This is a genomic window from Oceanobacillus polygoni (assembly GCF_008304605.1).
Taxonomy (GTDB): domain Bacteria; phylum Bacillota; class Bacilli; order Bacillales; family Amphibacillaceae; genus Oceanobacillus; species Oceanobacillus polygoni.
In genome coordinates, this window is the sequence record NZ_PIJY01000026.1 from 34,222 (window position 1) to 54,438 (window position 20,217).

Consider the following 20,217-nt stretch of genomic DNA (forward strand, 5'->3'; position numbering starts at 1 on the left):
GAGACAATGTCCTTATACTAATTCATTTCTACAAGAGGGAACGAAATTCCTTTAATAATCGTTTTACATTTCTCGACTATTTTTTCAATATATATTGAAAGAAATGGTTTAATGGTCTATTCTATTTAAGTTTTTTAGAATCATCTTATCTAACTATTTTACCAGTTAATGGAGTAAGTCTATAATACAATCGTAACACATACCATACAGCGCAAGGCGTTAACCACTGCAAGAATCCACCTTTTTAAACTTTTATTCAAAAAAACCCTCACTTTTATTAAATGAGGGATTTTTGTTTACGAATTATATTATTCAACTGGTGATAGTTCGTTTTCCGTTACCCATTTATGATTTTCAACTTTTTCTCCAGTCTCTGAATCTGTATAGCTTACCATATAGACATTGTTGTCTTCTGCAGAATCAATGATAGCCGAAGCTCCTTTCATTCCTTCCATATGATCTGCATTTAACACAACTTCATCTCGATGCTCATATGGTTGTTCTTCTGGATTTTCAATTTCTTCATGGATAACCCATTTATGATTTTCCACTTCTTCTCCACCAGTTGTAGGTGTATAGGTTACAGCATAAACTGTTGTGTCATAAGCGCCTTCAATGGTTGCAACAGCACCATCCATGCCTTTCATGTGATCTGCACTGATCACAGCTTCACTTCCCACTGGATATGTTGGATCCTCTGCATTCGCTAAATCCTCAGGAACTTCACCTGAACTTGAATGATCCATACCTGAATGATCTGTTTTTTTCATGGAATCATTTTCTTCTTCAGAGTTAGATTCTTCATTCATTTCCGTGTTTTCGCTTGAGTCATTCTCAGTATCTGTGTTACTATCAGGTGCAGTTTCCTCATTTCCGCCACAAGCTGCTAATCCAACAGCCATCAATAAAGCCACAATTCCTATCATTAATTTCTTATTCATCATTTTTCCCCTCCATTTTATAAATTTGTCCAACTTCATTATTTAGACGCTAAGCATTACTAGGTCCAATGCATTCTTCACTTTGCCGCAATTTCAGTGCAATAAAAATTGCACAACATTTCCCTGGTCATTATCCTCTTCCCCCGTATGGTATATTTTTACGAAAGAGAAAAGTGCAAATACATTGCACTTGGAAAATAACATTTAAGATTGCCTTATCCTATAAAATCATTTTACATAAAAATCTAACACTAATATACTTTCCACTCCTTATGTATGTTTAAACATACATGGAATAAAATTTATATCAGGCCTTATCAAGAAAAATTAACCATCATATTTACCCACATATATTCTATCTACTATATCAACTGCATCATTGTTATGCAGGTATTGTCACCTTCAAAAGTAGAAATTTCAGATTCCGTTGTTCTCCCATATTGTATATTGGATAGCGCCTTCTTTTTGATACTATACAATAACAACCGTACTGCCCTCCCACTAACACATGGCGTTAATCCTTCTAGAATTAACGAACTAATACATGTATTCACAAAACATTGCTACTGTTTATTAATAACAATCGGCAATTTATAATTTGCGAAGCTTTGGAATAAAAACAAAAAAAGAGCATCAAATTATATTTAGTTTTGATGCTCCATTCATTGTACATTTTTATTTTGTGATTCAACACATTCTTTGAAAGATAGATAAGCAATATTTTTTCTATAATTATTTATTGTAAAGATCTATCTTACTCTCCCGATGTAGGGTCTTCTCCCTCACTACCTGATGGATCTTCAAATCCTGACGCTGGGTCTTCTCCCTCACCACTTGATGGATCTTCAAACCCTGATGCCGGGTCTTCTCCCTCACTACCTGATGGATCTTCAAACCCTGATGCCGGGTCTTCTCCCTCACCGCCTGATGGATCTTCAAATCCTGATGCTGGATCTTCTCCCTCACCACCTGATGGATCTTCAAATCCTGATGCTGGATCTTCTCCTTCACCACCGGATGGATCTTCAAACTCTTCTGATGCTGGATCTTCCATTTCCATTTCTCCATTAGCAGGTTCTTCTTGTCCATTACTACATGCTGTAGCAAAGAAAGGCGTTAATAAAAGTACGGATACCGCCATTCGTTTTTTAAAATTCATTTTTACTCCTCCTAAAGATTTCATTAGTGATGGTTTACTTAAATGTCTGCGTTTCAACTCCTTTCGCTATATCTAAAACTAATATATACAAGCCTTTCCTGAAATATTGGCTATTTACAGAGTATTTACTGTTATTTAATCGGACTGAAAATAATGTATTAAAAATGAAAAATAATAATTGACATATAAATAAGTAAGATCAAAATGTAATACTTCATAAGAAAGTGGGGAGGTAGAGGAGAGTTTATCCGTTCTCCTAATTCAATTCTATGGGAGCATACGTCAAATCAAGGAAAAGGCAAAGGAGTCTCATTTAGACATTCCGATTGGTATGGTAAAACAGCTAATATGGCTTCGGATTGGAACAACAATGCTTCAGCAATCGAAATCAGGAAATAACCAGAGTTTTAAAAACCGCTATTCTCCCATTGATTTAAATGGAGTGGGAGAATAGCGGTTTTTTTATAAGTTTCCTCGCATCTGTTACTTGTGTACAAAGCATTTAGACCCCATAACTAAATCCCAAGTCATGAATCAAGAGGCTCGTCCCCGCCAATTAATCACAATAATCCCAGCCGCCACCAGCAAAATCGCAAAAAGAATAAACACATTCAACGTCTCCCCAGGAATAAACATCGCTGATAGCACAGTTCCCGAAACAGGGACGACAAATTTGTAAATACTTATCTCGCCAGCTTTGTTATATTTTAAAATCGAGTACCAGAGTGCAAATGCAACGGCAGATAGAATTGCGGAATAGATAAATAAAATCGTTCCGAGTCCATTAAAGGTAATTGCATTTTCACCGAGCTGCGGATAGCCGACTGCAAGTAGAAGTACGGCACCTATCGTCAGCTGCCAGCCTGTCAATGCGAATGGATGGATACCAACCGCTAATTCTTTTGCCATGATTGTTCCAATTGCTCCTGTCAGTGCGGCTAATATCATGTAGCCTTCTCCAGTGAACTGGAATGCCAGCTCGAATTCTTGTCCCCAATTTGCAACGATAATTCCGGCAAAACCGGCGATTAAACCGATAACCTTTTTCCAATTCATCCGATCATTTCGGTAGTAGTAATGTGCTAGGATAACGGTAAAGAAGGTGGCACTTGCTGATAAAATAGAGCCTTGCATGCCTGACACTTTTGCTAAACCATTGTAAAAGAAAAAGTATTGCAAGGACGTTTGGATAAATCCAAGAATAACGATGACCATCAGCTGTCTTTTTGTTATGATGACTTTCTTCGGATTGGTTAGAAGCAGTCCAACAAGTACAATAATTCCAGCTAGTAAAAACCGCCATCCTGCAAAGACAATTTTTGCGAATGTATCATCTGGCGCCATCTGCAGTTCTTCATAGCTTACCTTTAAAACAGGAAAAGCGCTCCCCCATAATAGCGAGCAAAAAACTGCAATCCCAATGACTGCCCATTTATGTTGAAACATGTTTTTCACGTTTGATTCATCTCCTGCTAATTCTTCTAGTAGTAACAATAGTCTAATGTAGCTTATAGATGGGGATTTGGTCAAGCAATGCAGAGCATGTAAAATAGCCCAGCTGGATTTAGCCGGGCTATGTCTATACCGTTAAATATTCGGATAATACTGCTCATATCTCGGATTACAGTAATAAGGTGGTCTTGGGCCGATTTTCGGAACGAGCCACAAATTCGGATTATCATCATACCGCATTTTTTCTTTTTCATCGGAATGTGTCACTAATAACAGCTTTACCTCTGGATTGTAATAATCATGCATTGTTATAAACCTCCTGCCTATGCTTCCCAATTACTTTATTCGCCTCACACCATTCATGAGCACGTACATTTATACAATGCACAACATGCGCCCATCTTACATAAATTAATTTCAGCATGAATGATGGAGGGAATACGATGACAAAGGATTACGGAAATGAGCAAGCCTATCCCATGTATCCCAATTACGGAAAGATTACGCGTTACGAAGATATCGCTATTACGGTACCCGAGCAACGTCAGTACCGGCAGCCGGGTGTAGAAGCCAAAATGGTCCCAAGACCAATCATCGAAAATCCGAATTATAGTGGAAGTGGAAAATTAAAGGGTAAAGTTGCGCTGATTACTGGCGGTGACAGTGGGATGGGAGCTGCTGCAGCCATAGCCTTTGCAAAAGAAGGAGCAAATATAGCTATTTCCTATTTGGATGAACATGATGATGCGAACCGAACGAAAAACAGAATCCACGAGCTGGGCAAGCGTTGCCTCCTGTTACCTGGTGACCTAAGAAATAAACAGCAATGTATCGATATCGTTGAAGAGACGATCAAGACTTTCGGGAAGCTTGACATTCTGTGCAATCACGTAGGTATTCAATTTCAACAATTAAGCTTGCTCGATATTACCGACGAACAATTCGATGACACGTTTAAGGTAAATATCTATTCTCATTTTTATACCACACGCGCTGCTCTTAAATACTTAGAAGCAGGTAGCTCCATTATTAACACCTCTTCTGTTGTTGCTTTTGACGGAAATAACCAGCTTATTGATTACACAGCAACTAAAGCTGCAAACATTGGCTTTACACGAGCATTGGCAAACAGCTTAGTAAGTAAAGGTATTCGTGTTAATGCAATCGCACCAGGACGGATTTGGACACCGCTTATTCCATCCAGTTTTTCTGCTGATCAAGTTCCTCTTTCTGGTAATCCTATGGATCGCCAAGGTCAGCCATTCGAAGTAGCACCAACCTTCGTCTACCTTGCCTCAGATGATTCAAGATTCGTAACTGGCCAAACGCTGCATGTGAATGGCGGGCAGGTGCTTTCATAAGTACTGGACTATTCTCATAAATTAGCGAGCGAAAAACTCTTCACCTGTATTAATATGGAGAGTTTTTTTATTTGGAGAAATGTTGAGTGTGAGAAGAGCGTTATTTTCTAGAGCGGGTGGAGCGTTACGTGCGGAGATGGTGCGTTATTTTTAGTTTTGGTGCTATAGCAGGGCCTTATCGTGTCTTATTTCTAGTTTTGGTGCTATAGCAAGGCCTTATGGTGTCTTATTTCTAGTTTTGGTGCTATAGCAGGGCCTTATCGTGTCTTATTTCTAGTTTTGGTGCTATAGCGGGGCCTTATGGTGCGTTATTTTTAGTTTTGGTGCTTTAGCGGGGCCTTATGGTGCGTTATTTTTAGTTTTGGTGCTATAGCAGGGGCTTATGGTGTCTTATTTCTTGATTTGGTGCTTTAGCAGGGCCTTATGGTGTCTTATTCCATTCTTCGTTTGTTTTGTTTACTTTATAAATGGGTAATTAGTTAGCAATTATGATCAATCTTTTACTTGATACTTATTTTTCTATTTCCTTACATGTACACCTGAAAATAAACCATACTAAAAAAGCCTTTCTTAATCAAGATTTGAACTATTTGTGAATCATATCACTTATTTACTTTTTTGTAACATGAAAATCGCTTACATTCGACTATTTATAGCTTATAATAAAGGTAGATAAAGGGAGGTTTTTCCTATGAAAAAGAAAGATTTAGTTGCCCTTTTACTTGCATTTGCAGTACTGATTATTATTATTTTGTTACCGAATCCAGATTCGCTTCCTATTGTAGGTCAGCGTGCGCTTGCTGTACTTGCATTTGCTGTTATCCTGTGGGTGACAGAAGCTGTAACGTATCCTGTAAGTGCTGTCATGATTGTTAGTTTGCTGGCTGTTCTTATTGGTATTTCCCCAACAGTGGAAGATCCGACAATTGTATATGGTACGAAACAAGGCCTCAGTATGGCCGTCGATGGATTTAGTTCATCCGCTGTATTGCTTGTCGGTGGAGCGCTTGTTCTTGCAACAGCAATGGAACTTACCGGATTGCACAGACGAATTGCCCTGTACATTATGTCAAAAGTTGGGACAAAGCCTGGTGCACTCGTTCTCGGGACGATTATCGTTAGCTTCGTGCTTGCATTATTTGTTCCAAGCGCAACTGCTCGTGCAGGTACATTGGTTCCAATCCTGCTTGGTATTATCGCTGCATTTGGACTGGCTAAAGAAAGCAAATTAGCTGCATTACTGATGATTACAGCTGTCCAATCGATTTCCATTTGGAATATCGGGATTAAAACCGCGGCAGCTCAAAACATGGTTGCTCTTGGTTTTATGGAAACGGCATTTGGAATTGATGTTACATGGGGAGAATGGTTCTTATACGCTGCCCCGTGGGCGATTCTGATGTCGATTCTCCTCTACTTTGTTATGGTCAATCTGATTAAGCCGGATATGTCGGAATTTCAAGAAGGAGCAAGCATTAAAAAGCAACTGCAGGAGCTCGGAAAAATCAGTGGAAAAGAGTTACGGCTAATTATCATAGCGGGATTATTATTACTCTTTTGGTCAACAGAGGGAACATTACATCCACTAGATTCAACGACAATTACGATTATAGCAGTAGCTGTTATGTTAACACCGATAATCGGAATTTTTTCTTGGAAAGAAGTGCAGGCCAAAGTTCCATGGGGGACATTAATTGTATTTGCGACAGGCATTTCCTTAGGAACCGTTCTATTAGCGACAGAAGGAGCAACATGGCTATCGTCTAATTCATTTGAGGCACTTGGTGTAACAGCTATGCCTTTGGTATTAATGATTGCGGTTCTTGCACTATTTAATATTTTAATTCATCTAGGATTTGCAAGTGCAACAAGTTTAGCATCTGCATTTATTCCAATTGTTATCGCACTCGTTGGCTCGATGGAACCAACATCATTCAATGGTCCAGGTCTTGTATTAATTATGCAATTTGTAATTAGCTTCGGGTTCCTATTACCTGTCAGCGCACCACAGAATATGCTTGCATATGGAACAGGTACATTTACGATGAAACAGCTGCTGAAATCCGGTATCCCACTTACGGTCGTCGGTTACTTGCTTATCCTTCTGTTCAGTGCAACATATTGGAAATGGGTCGGATTGTTGTAAACGATCAACGACATCAAATGAAAAGAGGGCAGCCCAAAGCGACTGCCCTTTTTTCTAAATTCAAGCTCCCCATATTAATGTATACTATGCTACTTCAACAGACCAACCAACTGCAGTCCGTGTAAAATTCCATCTTCGCCTACATCTTTCGTAACGTATTTAGCAGCTTTTTTAGCTAAATCATGTCCATTGCCCATTGCAACGCTATTGTGAACATACGTCAGCATCTCAACATCGTTTAACCCATCACCAAATGCATAAACATGCTCAGGGGAAACTCCTAAATGCTTTACTAGATTTTCGATGCCCTTCGCTTTTGACCCGCCTAATGGCAAAACGTCTACAGAATATTGATGCCAGCGGACAAAATCGAGTTGATCCACTGCCTCTTTGTATACTGCTTCATGCTCATCCTTACAAAAAAGCAACGTTTGGTAGATCTCATTATTTTCATAGAAACTCGGGTCAAAGCCTACTTTATTATTCACTTTCAACGTATCAATTGCTTCAGCCAATTCAGCATGGTCTTCCACATTTGAATACCAGCCTTCATGATCCATGTAGATCAGCGGATGTTCCTGCTTCCCGGCATGAGCAGTTAATTGCTCCAGCAAGTCTCGTTTGATTGGATTTTTGAAAACAACTTCTTCGTCCCGAACGACATATTGCCCGTTAAAACTTATAAATGTGTTGATATTTAACTCTTCGCGCAGGTCTTTAAAGTTAAACGGCGAACGCCCTGTTGCAATTGCAATTTCATGTCCTTCTTCCTGCAGTCCTTGAATAGCTTGCTTTGTTGAAGCAGGAAGTAGTTTCTCATCATCATACAGTGTTCCATCTATATCAAAAATAATTAACTTTTTTTGCATGTTGATACCTCTTTCTATGGTATTTCTATTGTTTAGCTTACGGGAAATGGTGGGGGAATGCAATTGATTCGGTTGAGGAAATGGTAGGAAACTATAATTTTCTAATTATTATAAAAATAGACAGTCGACCTTCCTTTCCTGCTGAAATCTTATCCTTAATTCCCCTTCCGTCATCGGCCTTTTATGGAGTAAAGTACCTTTATCCTTAGCCTACTTAAACGAAAAATGAGACGCATTAAAAACGTCCCATTACTGCAAACTCCCAACAAACTCTTTATAATTCCTTGCTTTAATCAACCTTTCAACGATTGTACTACTATCAATTATCTCCCCAAGCATTTCGTACATTGCCTGCAGGTCTTCTTGAGAATTTCTTTTAACACATAGGAGGCAAATAAATTGCACAGGTTTATCCATCCATTTTATTGGCTTTTCTAAGGTACATATAGTTAGAAAAGTTTTTTCCGTCTTAGGTGTTATGGGATGTGGTATTGCTACTAAATTGCCATATGAAGTTGGTGCCACTTTTTCTCTTTCATAAACTGCTTCTAAAAACGTCTCGTCTACTATTCCTCTTTTAAACAATTCATCATTTAGAAAACTCAAAACCTCATCCATCGTTTGATATTTTTTCCGAAGAAACATTAGCTCCTCACTAAAATAAGTATTCATAGAGTGAGCCTGCTCCACGACAAATCGTCCAATCTTTCTTAAATCACTATCACCTAAAATAGCATTAACTTGAATAACCGGTACTGGGATATTATCTTGAATTGGAATCGAACTGACAATAAAATCTATATCATTCAAATTGTACTCACGTAATTTATAATATTCCGTTGTTCCAACAACATCCAAATCCTTACCAAATTGATTTTTCAATTTATAATAAATTAGTTGCGCTGTTCCAAAGCCAGATGCACAGACGATTAAACAGCGTTTTGGTCCACTTTTCAGCTTCCTTCTTTCAATCGCTGCTCCTATATGAAGCGCAATATAGCCAACTTCGGGTTCGTCTATTTCAGTTCCTGTTTCTTTGCCAATTATTATTCCGGCATAAATAGCTGCTTCAAATGCCAATGGATAATTCTTTTTAATATCTTCCAGCATCGGATTACGGATATTCATGCCATACTTATACCGATTAACAGCCGGCTTCAAATGAAGACTCAATCCAAGAATTAACTCCTTATCATCATTAATTCCAAGGTTTAATTCCTGCTCGATTTTATCCAACGCCAATGTCACAAGATGAAGTATATCCTCATCAATTACCTCTTCCACGGCATCATTTGCCTGCGAAAGCATTTTTGTCCCAAGTAAATGTATTGCAATATAAGCTACCTCCAATTGTGGAAATTCAACCTGGCACTTCTCTTCTATCTCATTTACGATTTCCTGAGCCACTTGATATTCTTTTTGTTTCAAAATATCCTGTAAATCCATATGGTATAATTTCACATGATTACCACTTTTTATCCGCTTATAAGCGATGGCAATATGAACAAGTAAGTTATTTAAAGCTATGTCTGATAAAGTGATGCAATGGGAGTTAATTTGCTTGATGATAATCTTCAAAAAAACATCGAGTGCTTTCTGATCAAAGGAGGCTAAATATGAATCCATCAATTGCTCTCCAATATCTTCATCCCAATCAAAAATATATTCAGCCATACAAAAACGAAGCTTCATTTCATTCCCTTTTACTTTCAAACCATAATTTGGACGCACTTCTAAGTTAAGATCATATTTAGACAATATTTCTCTTACTTGCTTTAAATCATTTTGAATAGTAGACCTGCTAATATACATCTCATCTGCTAAATCATCTAACTTAATATAATTTTTATGAAGCAGAAGTCGTATGATGATATATTTCGTTCTTTCTTCAGGTGTATTTGGAACAAACTCTTTCATTGACTGATCATCACTTGATATTTCTGTTAAAAAGTCCCGAAAAAGTTGTTCATCCATAATTTTCAGCTGATATCCCTTCGCCATTAATGACTCAATCATAGCTCCGTTTCCCTCTAGTAACGTACAAAGGTTTTTAATATCTTCTCTTGTGGTTCGTACCGTTACCTGGGTAATAGAAGCTAAGTAGGTACCTGTAATAGGGGCCTCAACTGCAATTAATTCTCGTAATATCATTTTCATTCTATATTCTAGCATCTTTTTATTCCACCTACTTTCGGTGTAACAATTACTATTAACACGAACCTTTTATACCTAATTTTGCCCTCTATATTTATTTTAACTATAAAAGGCTCTGATACCTATGCAGAACCAGAACCTTTCACAAAAAATACTATTATAATAGAGCTGCCTATAATTCCGCTCATTTTTATAAACTTCCTCTAAACCGCACAATTATTTTATTAGTTGTTCCTTATTATGCAAAAGGAAAACTATCTAATTCTTATTAGAACCCGTTTTGCTCGGATACCTCTTTGATCCAGTGTGCACTTTTCTTCGGTTTGCGCTCTTTTGTCTTTACATCGACTGAGAAGAATCCATATCGATTTTTGTAGGCGTTCATCCAGGACCAGTTGTCCATAAACGTCCATAGGTGATAGCCTTTTGCGTTACAGCCTTCCTGAATTGCTTTGTGCAGCCACGTTAGATGTTCCCGGATAAAGTCAATTCGGTAGTCGTCTTGGATTTCCCCGTCTTCTAGGAACCGTTCTTCATCCTGAACTCCCATACCATTTTCCGAGATAAAGGATTCAATGTTGCCATAGTTTTCTTTTAGATTAATCATAATGTCATAGATGCCTTTTTCATAGATTTCCCAACCGCGATATGGATTCATTTTACGTCCAGGCATTTCATAATTATCGAAGAACCAATCTGGCATGAAAGGTCCATATGGATTTGGCAAATGTTCTTTTGCTTTAACACGGCGTGGTTGATAATAATTAACACCTAGAATATCAGCAGTGTTTGCTTTAATTAGCTCGCGATCTCCATTTTCTGTCATAGGTAATTGACCGTGTTCACGCAAAATTTCGATTAACTCTTCAGGGTACTCTCCTAAGACTGCTGGATCCAAGAAACTACGGTTAAAGAATAAATCCGCAATTCGAGATGCTTTTAAGTCAGCGGAGTTTTGGCTACGCGGATAAGATGGCGTCAGATTTAAAATGATACCAATTTTCCCCTCGTTAATATCAAATGTACGGAAAACCTCCACCGCTTTTGCATGAGCAACCATTGTATGATAAGCAACTTGTACCGCACGTCTTCCGTCGACTACATTTGGATAATGGAAATCATATAGATAGCCGCCTTCTACCGGTACAATTGGCTCGTTGAATGTAAACCATTTTGAAACACGATCACCAAACAGGCGGAAAGCTTCTTTGGCATATGCTGCATATTCATCAACGACAGACCTGCTTTCCCAGCCACCTTCTTCTTGTAACTCGAATGGCATATCAAAATGGTATAGGTTTACAAAAGGCTCAATCCCATTAGCAAGTAGTTCATCAATTATATTATTGTAGAACTTCACAGCCTCTTGATTTACCTTACCACGTCCACCAGGGATTAGGCGAGACCAAGAGATTGATAGACGGAATGTATTGTGACCAATCTCCTTCATTAATTGGATATCTTCTTTATAACGGTAATAAAAGTCAGATGTGGATTCTGGACCTACACCTTCAAAAAAACGATTTGGTTCGACTTCGTACCAATGGTCCCAGATATTTTTTCCCTTTCCTCCTTCATTGGCTGCTCCCTCCATTTGCGTTGCCGATGTTGCACTTCCCCACCAAAATCCTTCTGGAAATTTATATTGAACTGACATTTCATATACCTCCTCATTATTTGCTGCGATAAAGTTCAATAAATTCTACTGCCAAATCACGAACAGTCATGGCGTTCATTAAATGATCCTGTGAATGAATTAAAATAACATTCACATTTACCCCTTCACCACTAGCTTCTTCTTGTAATAGCTTAGTCTGGAAACCATGTGCCTTTGTTAGCTCTTCACCCGCTTCTACTATTTTTCGATCAGCCTCTTCAAAATTCCCCTCTTTCGCATCTTGGATAGCCTCCATTGCACTAGAACGTCCATTTCCTGCATATAAAATAATTTGAAATGCAATTTCTGTTATGTTGTCCATTCCCCTTCACCTCTCTAAGTTGCTAGCTCCATCTATCCCCAAATAGGATGACCCCAATTTTATAAAATGGGGCCACTATTTTACCTACTTACTCCCGCTTTTCTCTTTCTCATAATAGTTTTTATCCAGAATTTTCAAGAACGGCCACCAGATCACCATAACAACCATTAAATTAAATGCCTGCAGTACTGCACCTTGCCACGCATTACCTGTTGCTAAAAATCCACTTATCAGCGGCGGCGTAGTCCACGGGACAATAATTCCAGCTGGCTTCGGTACTATTCCAGTTGACATCGCAATATACGTAATAATCGTTATAACCACTGGAGCGATAATCCAAGGAATCAGGACTAATGGGTTCATAACAATCGGCAATCCAAAGATAATTGGCTCGTTTACGTTGAATATGCCCGCTGGCGCACCGAGCTTCCCTAGCTCTTTTAACTGCCTGCTTCTGCCTATCATAAAGATAAGAATGATAACCGCTAACGTCATACCAGTTCCACCCATACCAACTAAGAAAGTATCAATAAACTGTTTTGTTACAACGTTTGGCAACTCAAGACCTGCTTGGAATGCTTGTAAATTTTCATCGTTTAAGGTGTACCAAATTGGATCAAATACAGAGTTTACGATAATCTGACCATGTAATCCAAAGAACCAGAAAACTTGAATTAAAAGTACTGCAATAATAGTTGCTGGCAAACCACTACCTAGAGTAGTCAATGGCTGTTGAATAATGGTATATATAAAGTTCTGTATGGTTTCAAATGGTGTATAGCTGAAAATAATACGAATTATTAAAAAGAATGATAACGTTAACGTGATTGGAATTAATGCACTAAATGATTTAGAAACTGCATCCGGAACGCCTGGTGGCATTTTGATTGTCCAATTTTTCTGAGTAAAGAACCGGTATAGCTCAGCCGAAACAAACGCCGTAATGATTCCTAAGAACATACCTTGTGCACCTAAGCTTACTGTTGGAATAACACCTGCTACTCCCTCAAGAACTTGCGGTGTTAAGATTAAGAACGAAGCTAAAGCAGCTGCTCCACCATAAATAGCCTCCAAACCATATTGCTCAGTTAGCTTATATCCGATACCAATTATGACGAACAAGCCCATAATACTTAAGGTTGCGGCTGAAGCTGGCCCTAATGCAGTTTGATACGTTGCAAATGCCTCTTCACCAATTAGCTTATCTAAGAATGGCAGGTTTGCTAAAACAACGAATATTGAACCAAAAATAATTAATGGTAATGAAACCATGAAACCATCACGCAAAGCCGTCAAATATTTGTTATTATTTAGCTTGTCTGCAATTGGTAATAGAATATTTTCCAAGACCTCCATAAACCTGTTCATTTTTTTGCTCCCCCTCTTGGTAATTATTCACCAATTAACTCCAATGCTTTATTTAAAACCGCTTCTCCATCTACGCGACCATAAGCCATGGGATCAATAATGTCTAATGGAACTCCAGCTTTCTCTGCAACTACAGAAAATTTCTTCTTCATAAATCTCATTTGCGGACCGATTAAAAGAACATCTGCCTTTTCTATTTCACTTGGTGCTTTATCTTGTGCAACAGCCCAAATATTGACTTCAATCCCTTTAGAAGCAGCTGATTCCTTCATCTTGTTCACTAAAAGACTTGTTGACATTCCTGATGAGCATGCTAATAATATATTTTTCATCTGATAATTCCCCCTGGATTATAATGCAATTTGTTTTTGTATCTATATTTATAGTACCGCTAAAGCGGTTTCATTAACACGCATTGTTTTTCCTCTTTAAAGAGGAAGTTATTAAACGCTTTCATTGTTTGAATATTTTATCAGCCAAAAATCGCAATTATTATTCATTAGTAGAATTAAAAACTCCCTACCATCAGTAAGGAGTTTTACCATTTAACTTTCAGCTTTAACCAGTAACTCTTCTACAACTAGTTGTGATTTTAATCCCTCTACCCCATCGACGAGAGGTTGTGAGTCGTGGGTAACACATTCCACGAAATGTTCAACCGCATCAACAAAACCCTTTTGCTTTAAAATCGTTTCCCAAGAAGGAGATGCTTGGATGGTAAGTTTACCATCTAGATCCGTTTCCATCACATTTAAGTTTTTTACTTTAATTAGTGCCCCATCGGTAAGTAACCTTAATTGCTCTAAATTCGTTCCAGCCTTTCGATGCATAGAAAGATTAAAGGAAGTTCCATTGTCCGCTTCAAAAACATGCTGAGCAAAAACGAGCTGTTCAGCCAAATTAGTTTTTAGCTTTTGATACATCAACTTTAATTCACCACCAGCAAACCACCTTATTAAGTCAACGATGTGAATGTAATCATCAAGCATCGTAAAACGATAATTAGCCGGATCGATGCTATTTGTACGGTGTTTCTCAACATAAATTGCAGCAGGCTCCCCTGCACCTCGCTTCGCTTCCACATACATCGGTGCAAAACGACGATTAAATCCAACCATTAGCTTTCGACGATTTTTTTCACCTAACTCGACTAGTTTTTCCGCTTCTTCAACTGTAGCAGCAAGTGGCTTATCCACATAAACATCTTTTCCATTTCTAAGAAGTTCCGATACTAGTTCAAAATGAGATTCCGTAGAGCTATGAACAAATACCGCATCACTTGCTTGTATTAATGCTGAGATACTATGGAAATCCTGAATTCGATATTGCTGGCAAATTTGTTTTCTTTTTTTCGCGTTCGGAGAAAAAGCACCGACAAATTGCCACTCCGTTTCTTTCGTTAAAATTGGTAAATAAGCTTTTTGTGCGATACCTCCAAGACCAATCATGGCAATTCTTGGTTGTTTCATTTAAACACTCCTCAACTAAGCTATTCTTTTTATTTATGCGCTTTCATGTTATTTTATATGGAGTAAGAAAACAAGTACTTAGTAGATGTGAAACATGCTTATTGGAGTTTTTTAAGATTCATGTCGGTGCTTTTAATCCGCCCATAAACAATAGCATTACAAACAAAAAAACGAGTAATCACTTCTATCTGTGATTACTCGATAATTACTTTAAGCTCCTATTTTTTCTTTCACATACTTTTCATTCTTACTGAATATTGTAAGACCAGTTGTGTTTTTATTGAATTTAGGAAAGAAGAAACTTGCGATATATCCAAATCCAAACGATGTGAAGAAAGAAACCATACTTACAGCAAATGGGGTTAACTCAGTTTGTTGGATAAAGTACGAAGCAATTGCACTAAGGAATAATCCAACTAATACACCTGGAGCATTTGCACGTTTCGTGAAGATCCCAAGTGCAAATATACCAGCAATCGGCACACCAAATAATCCAGTTATAGCCAAAAATAAGTTCCATGTTTCAGCCCGATTCGTGGAAATGAGATACAAAGCAGCAGCTAATCCAAGAATACCGGCAATGATAACTACCCATCTTGCAAGTGCAACATCATTTGATTTATCTTTATTGAAAAATCGTTGCTTAAAGTCAACTAATATACAAGCTGAAATACTATTAAGACTTGATGAAATGGTAGATTGAGCAGCCGCGAAAATAGCAGCAATTAGTAAACCTGCAACACCGACTGGCAATGACGTTACAATGAAATATGGAACGATTGCTGATGTGTTGAATCCTTCAGGAAGAGCTTCCACATTATTGTAATAGCTGTAAAGCACCGTCCCCATACCATAAAATATAGGAATTGTGATTAATGCAAGAATTCCATTTGTCCACAAGGATTTATTTGTATCCTTGATAGAACTTGTTGTCTGATAGCGCTGTACCACATCCTGACTCGCGGTATACTGATGCAGGTTATTGAAAATGGAACCAAGGAAAATAATTGGTATTGCTGCAGCTGCAGTACCAAACTGAAAGTTTTGCGCTGTAATAAATTTTTCATTAGAAATCGCATCACTCAATATAGTTGAAAAACCACCATTAACTGCTGAGATACCAAGTACAACAACTAAGATTGCACCACCGAGTAATAAAATCCCTTGAATAACATCACTCCAGATTACGCCTTCCATACCACCTAAGAATGTGTAGATAATACACAACCCTCCAACAGCTGCAGCAATGAGCACTGGATTAATGTCTGATACGGAAGTAATGGCCAATGTTGGTAAGTAAATAACAATCGCTACTCGTCCAATATGAAATAAAACAAATAATAAGCTTCCAATTACCCTTAGTGAAGGTCCGAATCTTTCTTCCAAATATTCATACGCTGTTGTTATATTAAGCTTTCTGAAGAATGGAATGTAGAAATAAATCAGTATCGGGATAATTGCAAATATTGCAAGGTTCCCTGCTGCATAGGACCAGTCCGTTAAAAATGCCTGCTCTGGTGTAGACATAAATGTAATAGCACTCAAAGTTGTCGCATAAATACTAAATCCCGCTGCCCATGCAGGAATTTTACCACTTGCTTTAAAGAAGGCATCCGTATCCTTACCGGCCTTTTTCGTGAAGTATAGACCTACGCCGAGCATAGCGATTAAATAAACAACTAATACGATCCAGTTTACTGTACCAAGACCCACTTTTTCCATTATTTTTCCCCCTCTTTGTATGCGCTTAAATATTTATTATTCAAAAAATTAATTGATAGGAAAAGCAGTATAACTACTTTTCCTTGTTTGGTCTTATGAAAACTTGGCATTCGGTAAAGGAATTCTTGAAAGCCTATTTTGCTTTCTTAGAAACTCTTATTCTATTCTTTAAATACAAGCTTTCTGAGCGGGCATAATTCTGCATACAAGTGCTTTTGAAGTATTACCCGCCCACTTGTAAAGAAAAAATATGAATATACTTTTTGCTTCAATCACAAATTAAAATCTTTCACCAGTTTTTCCACAGCTTCCCTTTTACCTGAATCAAATGGACTCATTGGCTGCTTCACTGTTCCGGCATCGATGCCCTTCACATTCAATATTTCCTTCAATGTCTGATACAACCCAAGTTCTAAAACTTTTTCTATGATATCGTTCATGATATGCTGCACTTCATAGGCCCTTGCAACTTCGCCTTGCTCCACCATTTCAAAAATTTGTTTTGCAAGATTACCATGAATATTATAGGTACTTCCTATTGCACCGTCCACCCCGGATACCGCGCCATATATTAGCATTTCGTCAAATCCTGAATAGATCAGTTTATTTGGATATTTCTTACGCAGACGCTCTAACATAAAGAAATTGCCATCTGTATATTTAACACCGATAACCTTTTCATTTTGGAAAAGTACATCAAACTGTTCCAATGACATGGATACGCCTGTCAAAGCTGGAATAGCGTAAATAATCATATTGTTGCCTGTTGCTTCAATAATCGTTTCATAATAATTTTTGATCTCATCAAACGTAAATTTATAATAGAATGGCGTAACAGCTGAAAGGCTGTCATAACCCAATTCTGTTGCATACTTCCCAAGTTCCACAGCCTCATCTAGATTGATTGAGCCAACTTGTGCGATTAATTTAATTGCTCCATTCGTTTCTTCATGTGTAATTTTAAAAATTTGCTTCTTCTGGTCGGTTGTCAGCATGAAGTTCTCTCCAGAACTGCCGTTTACATATAACCCATCAACTTGCTGCACGTCGATATTATTTCTGATTACTTCACGTAACCCCTGTTCTTTAATTCTCCCCTGATCATCAAAAGGAACGAGTAATGCTGAAAATATACCTTTCATGAAAAATCCTCCTTCATTTTATAATTGCTAAAACGCATTCATAAAGTTATAATATTGTCAGACCAATTTTCAATTTCATCATAAAAGGGTTTTCATAAAATGTCAACTCTTTTCGTAAGGGGTTTCATTACAACTATGAAAATATGATATGATTTAGGAAAAAACGAGGGATCAACGTGGTAATTCAAAAGACTTCACTGGTGAATATTGTTATCGAAAAAATTAAAAACTATATTTTAGAAAATAAGTTAAAACCAAATGATAAATTTTTAACGGAAAAAGAGCTGACGGAGCAGCTGAAGGTGAGCCGAACTGTAGTAAGAGAAGCGTTAATTTCACTTCAAGCTGTCGGGATTTTAAAGATTAAGCCCGGTGGCGGAATCTATATTGCGGACACGAAGCTTGGAACGATCAATTCCATTTTAAAACATCATTATGAAACACATGGTGTAAAAATAAGGGAATTAATCGAAATTCGAAAAATCATCGAACTTGGGGCATTGCGTCTGATTATTGAAAAGCAGGTTCCATTGGATATACAACAGCTGAGAGAAATAAATGAGTCCTATCTACAAGCGATTACAACCAATGGGGATACGAAAAAATTCGATCGTATTTTCCATCAATCCCTTATTAAAGCAACTGATAATGATACCTTTTATGACTTCAGTGAAATTATTCATCAGTACTTTGCTCTCGTAAGAATAGATTTAACAGAGAATCAGGAATCCTTAATAAAATCGTACAAACAGCACAATGAAATTGTTGATGCTATTAAGGATAATGATCTGCTTCATGCGCAGAAAACAATGAATGACCACTTTGAACCTATTTTTACTTTTATTAAGAAAATGGAGGAAGAATCGTGAAAATGGATCCAGTGGAAATGACAGAAAGAACGTCTCTCAAAAAAACAGTCATACAGGAAATTAAAAAATATATAATCGATAAGCAACTAAAGGCAGGAGACAAACTTCCAACAGAGCGCACATTCACTATGATGTTCGGGGTAAGTAGGTCTGTGGTCAGAGAGGCCTTAAGTTATCTCGAAAATACTGGAGTTATTACAACAACACAGGGAAAAGGCGCATTCATAAATGAATCAAACATAGAAAATCTCCTGAACAGCTTTTTCTTCCTTTGGCAGGTTAATGATGGGCAAATCGAGGACATATTAAGCTTAAGAATCATTTTTGAGTCAAGTGCCATTGATGAAATTATTCGGCAAAATCGAATGGACGAACTAAATGAATTAAAACACATGGTGGATGACAGTAAAAACTGCCAATCATTGGAGAAATTCAGAGAAGCGGATATTGCTTTTCATAAGCATCTTCTAGAAGCAACTAATAATAAGCTGTTTATTCAAATGACGAACATGATTACAACCTATTTTTTCAAAACAGAATATATTGAAATGACAATAGACGAATATCAAAAAGCTACATCAGAACATTTACAAATTGTAGAAGCAATGATTAAAGGGAATGCTGAACAAGCAAAATCATTACTCACAAGACATATACAAAACACAAAGGTATAGGGGGATTCATATGGGGATTTACCTGTCCATTGATATTGGGGGTACATACATTAAATATGCCCTGATGGATGAGCAGCATAGACTTTATAACCATCAGAAGATTGATACACCCGTAAATATCAACCATGCCATTTTAAAACAGATTGAAACAATAGTAGAGAACACAACAGTTAAGTACGAGATTGATGGAGTCGGCATCAGCACTGCAGGGATTGTAGACAGGACAGAAGGGGAAATAATTTACGCTGGACCGACCATTAAAGACTATAAAGGTACATCTTTCAAATCTTTGCTGACTGACAAATACAAGCTGCCGGTCCATGTTGAGAATGATGTAAATGCAGCACTGCTCGGAGAAATTTGGAAAGGTGCTGCCAGAAATCAGAATCATGTTATATGCATTACCTTGGGTACAGGAATTGGCGGTGCACACTATGATCACCAACTAAAGGATGGATTTAATCACCAGGCAAATTCAGTGGGATATTTATTGTATGACCAAGAAACAGGAACAAACTATGAAGAACGCGCGTCAACAGCAGCTTTACATAAGAGAATAGAAGAAGAATTAGGAAGCGAATTTTCAGTGCAATCCGTTTTTGAACATGCGAAAAATGGAAATGAATCCTGTATTTCCATTATTGAGTCCTGGGCAAAAGAAGTAGCAAAGGGATTAGCGCAAATTATTTTAATAACAGACCCAAAATGCATTCTAATAGGTGGTGGCGTCTCAGCTCAAGGTGATTATCTTCTCAAACAGATTCAAAATCAGCTCGAAGTATTCTTACCGGATAATTTCCTGAAAACGGAGCTGAAGATAGCTGAATTATTTAATGACGCTGCATTATATGGAGCTGTGTATCCTTTTTTAAATAAGAAAAATAACACTTTTTGAATAGGGGGAAATAAGAT

General features: G+C 37.6%; 18 protein-coding genes. 5 read left to right on the top strand and 13 right to left on the bottom strand.

Annotated elements, in window-relative coordinates; genetic code table 11:
• Positions 1 to 308: 308 nt before the first annotated feature.
• The 4 genes from F1560_RS12075 to F1560_RS22150 form a co-directional block, all read right to left on the bottom strand.
• Complete coding sequence (locus F1560_RS12075; protein ID WP_149474886.1) at positions 309 to 944, bottom strand: YdhK family protein; 636 nt, start codon at positions 942 to 944, stop codon at positions 309 to 311.
• A 751-nt stretch (positions 945 to 1,695) separates the two neighbouring features.
• A complete protein-coding gene (locus tag F1560_RS12080; RefSeq protein ID WP_149474887.1) occupies positions 1,696 to 2,100 on the bottom strand; it encodes a hypothetical protein in 405 nt (134 codons plus the stop codon).
• A 534-nt stretch (positions 2,101 to 2,634) separates the two neighbouring features.
• Positions 2,635 to 3,546: a DMT family transporter gene (locus F1560_RS12085; RefSeq protein ID WP_245347584.1), complete on the bottom strand. Its 912-nt coding sequence runs from the start codon at positions 3,544 to 3,546 to the stop codon at positions 2,635 to 2,637.
• Between the two features lie 141 nt (positions 3,547 to 3,687).
• Positions 3,688 to 3,858, bottom strand: coding sequence for a hypothetical protein (locus tag F1560_RS22150; RefSeq protein WP_187773718.1), 171 nt, complete (start codon positions 3,856 to 3,858; stop codon positions 3,688 to 3,690).
• Between the two features lie 137 nt (positions 3,859 to 3,995).
• Here F1560_RS22150 and F1560_RS12090 point away from each other — a divergent pair, with 137 nt between their 5' ends.
• A complete protein-coding gene (locus tag F1560_RS12090; RefSeq protein WP_149474889.1) occupies positions 3,996 to 4,913 on the top strand; it encodes an SDR family oxidoreductase in 918 nt (305 codons plus the stop codon).
• 691 nt (positions 4,914 to 5,604) lie between these two features.
• Positions 5,605 to 7,059, top strand: coding sequence for a DASS family sodium-coupled anion symporter (locus F1560_RS12095; RefSeq protein ID WP_149474890.1), 1,455 nt, complete (start codon positions 5,605 to 5,607; stop codon positions 7,057 to 7,059).
• An 89-nt stretch (positions 7,060 to 7,148) separates the two neighbouring features.
• Here F1560_RS12095 and F1560_RS12100 read toward each other — a convergent pair whose 3' ends face one another.
• The 9 genes from F1560_RS12100 to F1560_RS12140 form a co-directional block, all read right to left on the bottom strand.
• Positions 7,149 to 7,928, bottom strand: coding sequence for a Cof-type HAD-IIB family hydrolase (locus F1560_RS12100; RefSeq protein ID WP_149474891.1), 780 nt, complete (start codon positions 7,926 to 7,928; stop codon positions 7,149 to 7,151).
• 249 nt (positions 7,929 to 8,177) lie between these two features.
• Entirely contained in the window at positions 8,178 to 10,100 is a 1,923-nt protein-coding gene (locus F1560_RS12105) for a BglG family transcription antiterminator (RefSeq protein ID WP_149474892.1), read from the bottom strand.
• Positions 10,101 to 10,350: 250 nt separating this feature from the next.
• On the bottom strand, positions 10,351 to 11,739 hold the full coding sequence (locus tag F1560_RS12110; RefSeq protein WP_149474893.1) for a glycoside hydrolase family 1 protein: 1,389 nt from the start codon (positions 11,737 to 11,739) through the stop codon (positions 10,351 to 10,353).
• 16 nt (positions 11,740 to 11,755) lie between these two features.
• A complete protein-coding gene (locus F1560_RS12115; protein ID WP_149474894.1) occupies positions 11,756 to 12,061 on the bottom strand; it encodes a PTS sugar transporter subunit IIA in 306 nt (101 codons plus the stop codon).
• An 84-nt stretch (positions 12,062 to 12,145) separates the two neighbouring features.
• Positions 12,146 to 13,429 carry a PTS cellobiose transporter subunit IIC gene (celB, locus tag F1560_RS12120; RefSeq protein WP_149474895.1) on the bottom strand — a complete coding sequence of 428 codons (1,284 nt, stop codon included), beginning with the start codon at positions 13,427 to 13,429 and terminating at the stop codon, positions 12,146 to 12,148.
• A gap of 23 nt (positions 13,430 to 13,452) precedes the next feature.
• A complete protein-coding gene (locus tag F1560_RS12125; RefSeq protein WP_149474896.1) occupies positions 13,453 to 13,761 on the bottom strand; it encodes a PTS sugar transporter subunit IIB in 309 nt (102 codons plus the stop codon).
• 213 nt (positions 13,762 to 13,974) lie between these two features.
• Entirely contained in the window at positions 13,975 to 14,898 is a 924-nt protein-coding gene (locus F1560_RS12130) for a Gfo/Idh/MocA family protein (protein ID WP_149474897.1), read from the bottom strand.
• 210 nt (positions 14,899 to 15,108) lie between these two features.
• Positions 15,109 to 16,620, bottom strand: coding sequence for a sodium:solute symporter family protein (locus F1560_RS12135; protein WP_149474898.1), 1,512 nt, complete (start codon positions 16,618 to 16,620; stop codon positions 15,109 to 15,111).
• A gap of 272 nt (positions 16,621 to 16,892) precedes the next feature.
• Positions 16,893 to 17,762: an N-acetylneuraminate lyase gene (locus F1560_RS12140; protein WP_149474899.1), complete on the bottom strand. Its 870-nt coding sequence runs from the start codon at positions 17,760 to 17,762 to the stop codon at positions 16,893 to 16,895.
• A 176-nt stretch (positions 17,763 to 17,938) separates the two neighbouring features.
• On the opposite strand from F1560_RS12140, the gene F1560_RS12145 reads away from it, so the two are divergent.
• The 3 genes from F1560_RS12145 to F1560_RS12155 are packed head-to-tail and all read left to right on the top strand — an operon-like array spanning position 17,939 to position 20,200.
• Positions 17,939 to 18,631 carry a FadR/GntR family transcriptional regulator gene (locus F1560_RS12145; RefSeq protein WP_149474900.1) on the top strand — a complete coding sequence of 231 codons (693 nt, stop codon included), beginning with the start codon at positions 17,939 to 17,941 and terminating at the stop codon, positions 18,629 to 18,631.
• 2 nt (positions 18,632 to 18,633) lie between these two features.
• Positions 18,634 to 19,305 carry a FadR/GntR family transcriptional regulator gene (locus tag F1560_RS12150; RefSeq protein WP_149475323.1) on the top strand — a complete coding sequence of 224 codons (672 nt, stop codon included), beginning with the start codon at positions 18,634 to 18,636 and terminating at the stop codon, positions 19,303 to 19,305.
• Between the two features lie 10 nt (positions 19,306 to 19,315).
• Positions 19,316 to 20,200: an ROK family protein gene (locus tag F1560_RS12155; RefSeq protein ID WP_149474901.1), complete on the top strand. Its 885-nt coding sequence runs from the start codon at positions 19,316 to 19,318 to the stop codon at positions 20,198 to 20,200.
• Positions 20,201 to 20,217: the final 17 nt, after the last annotated feature.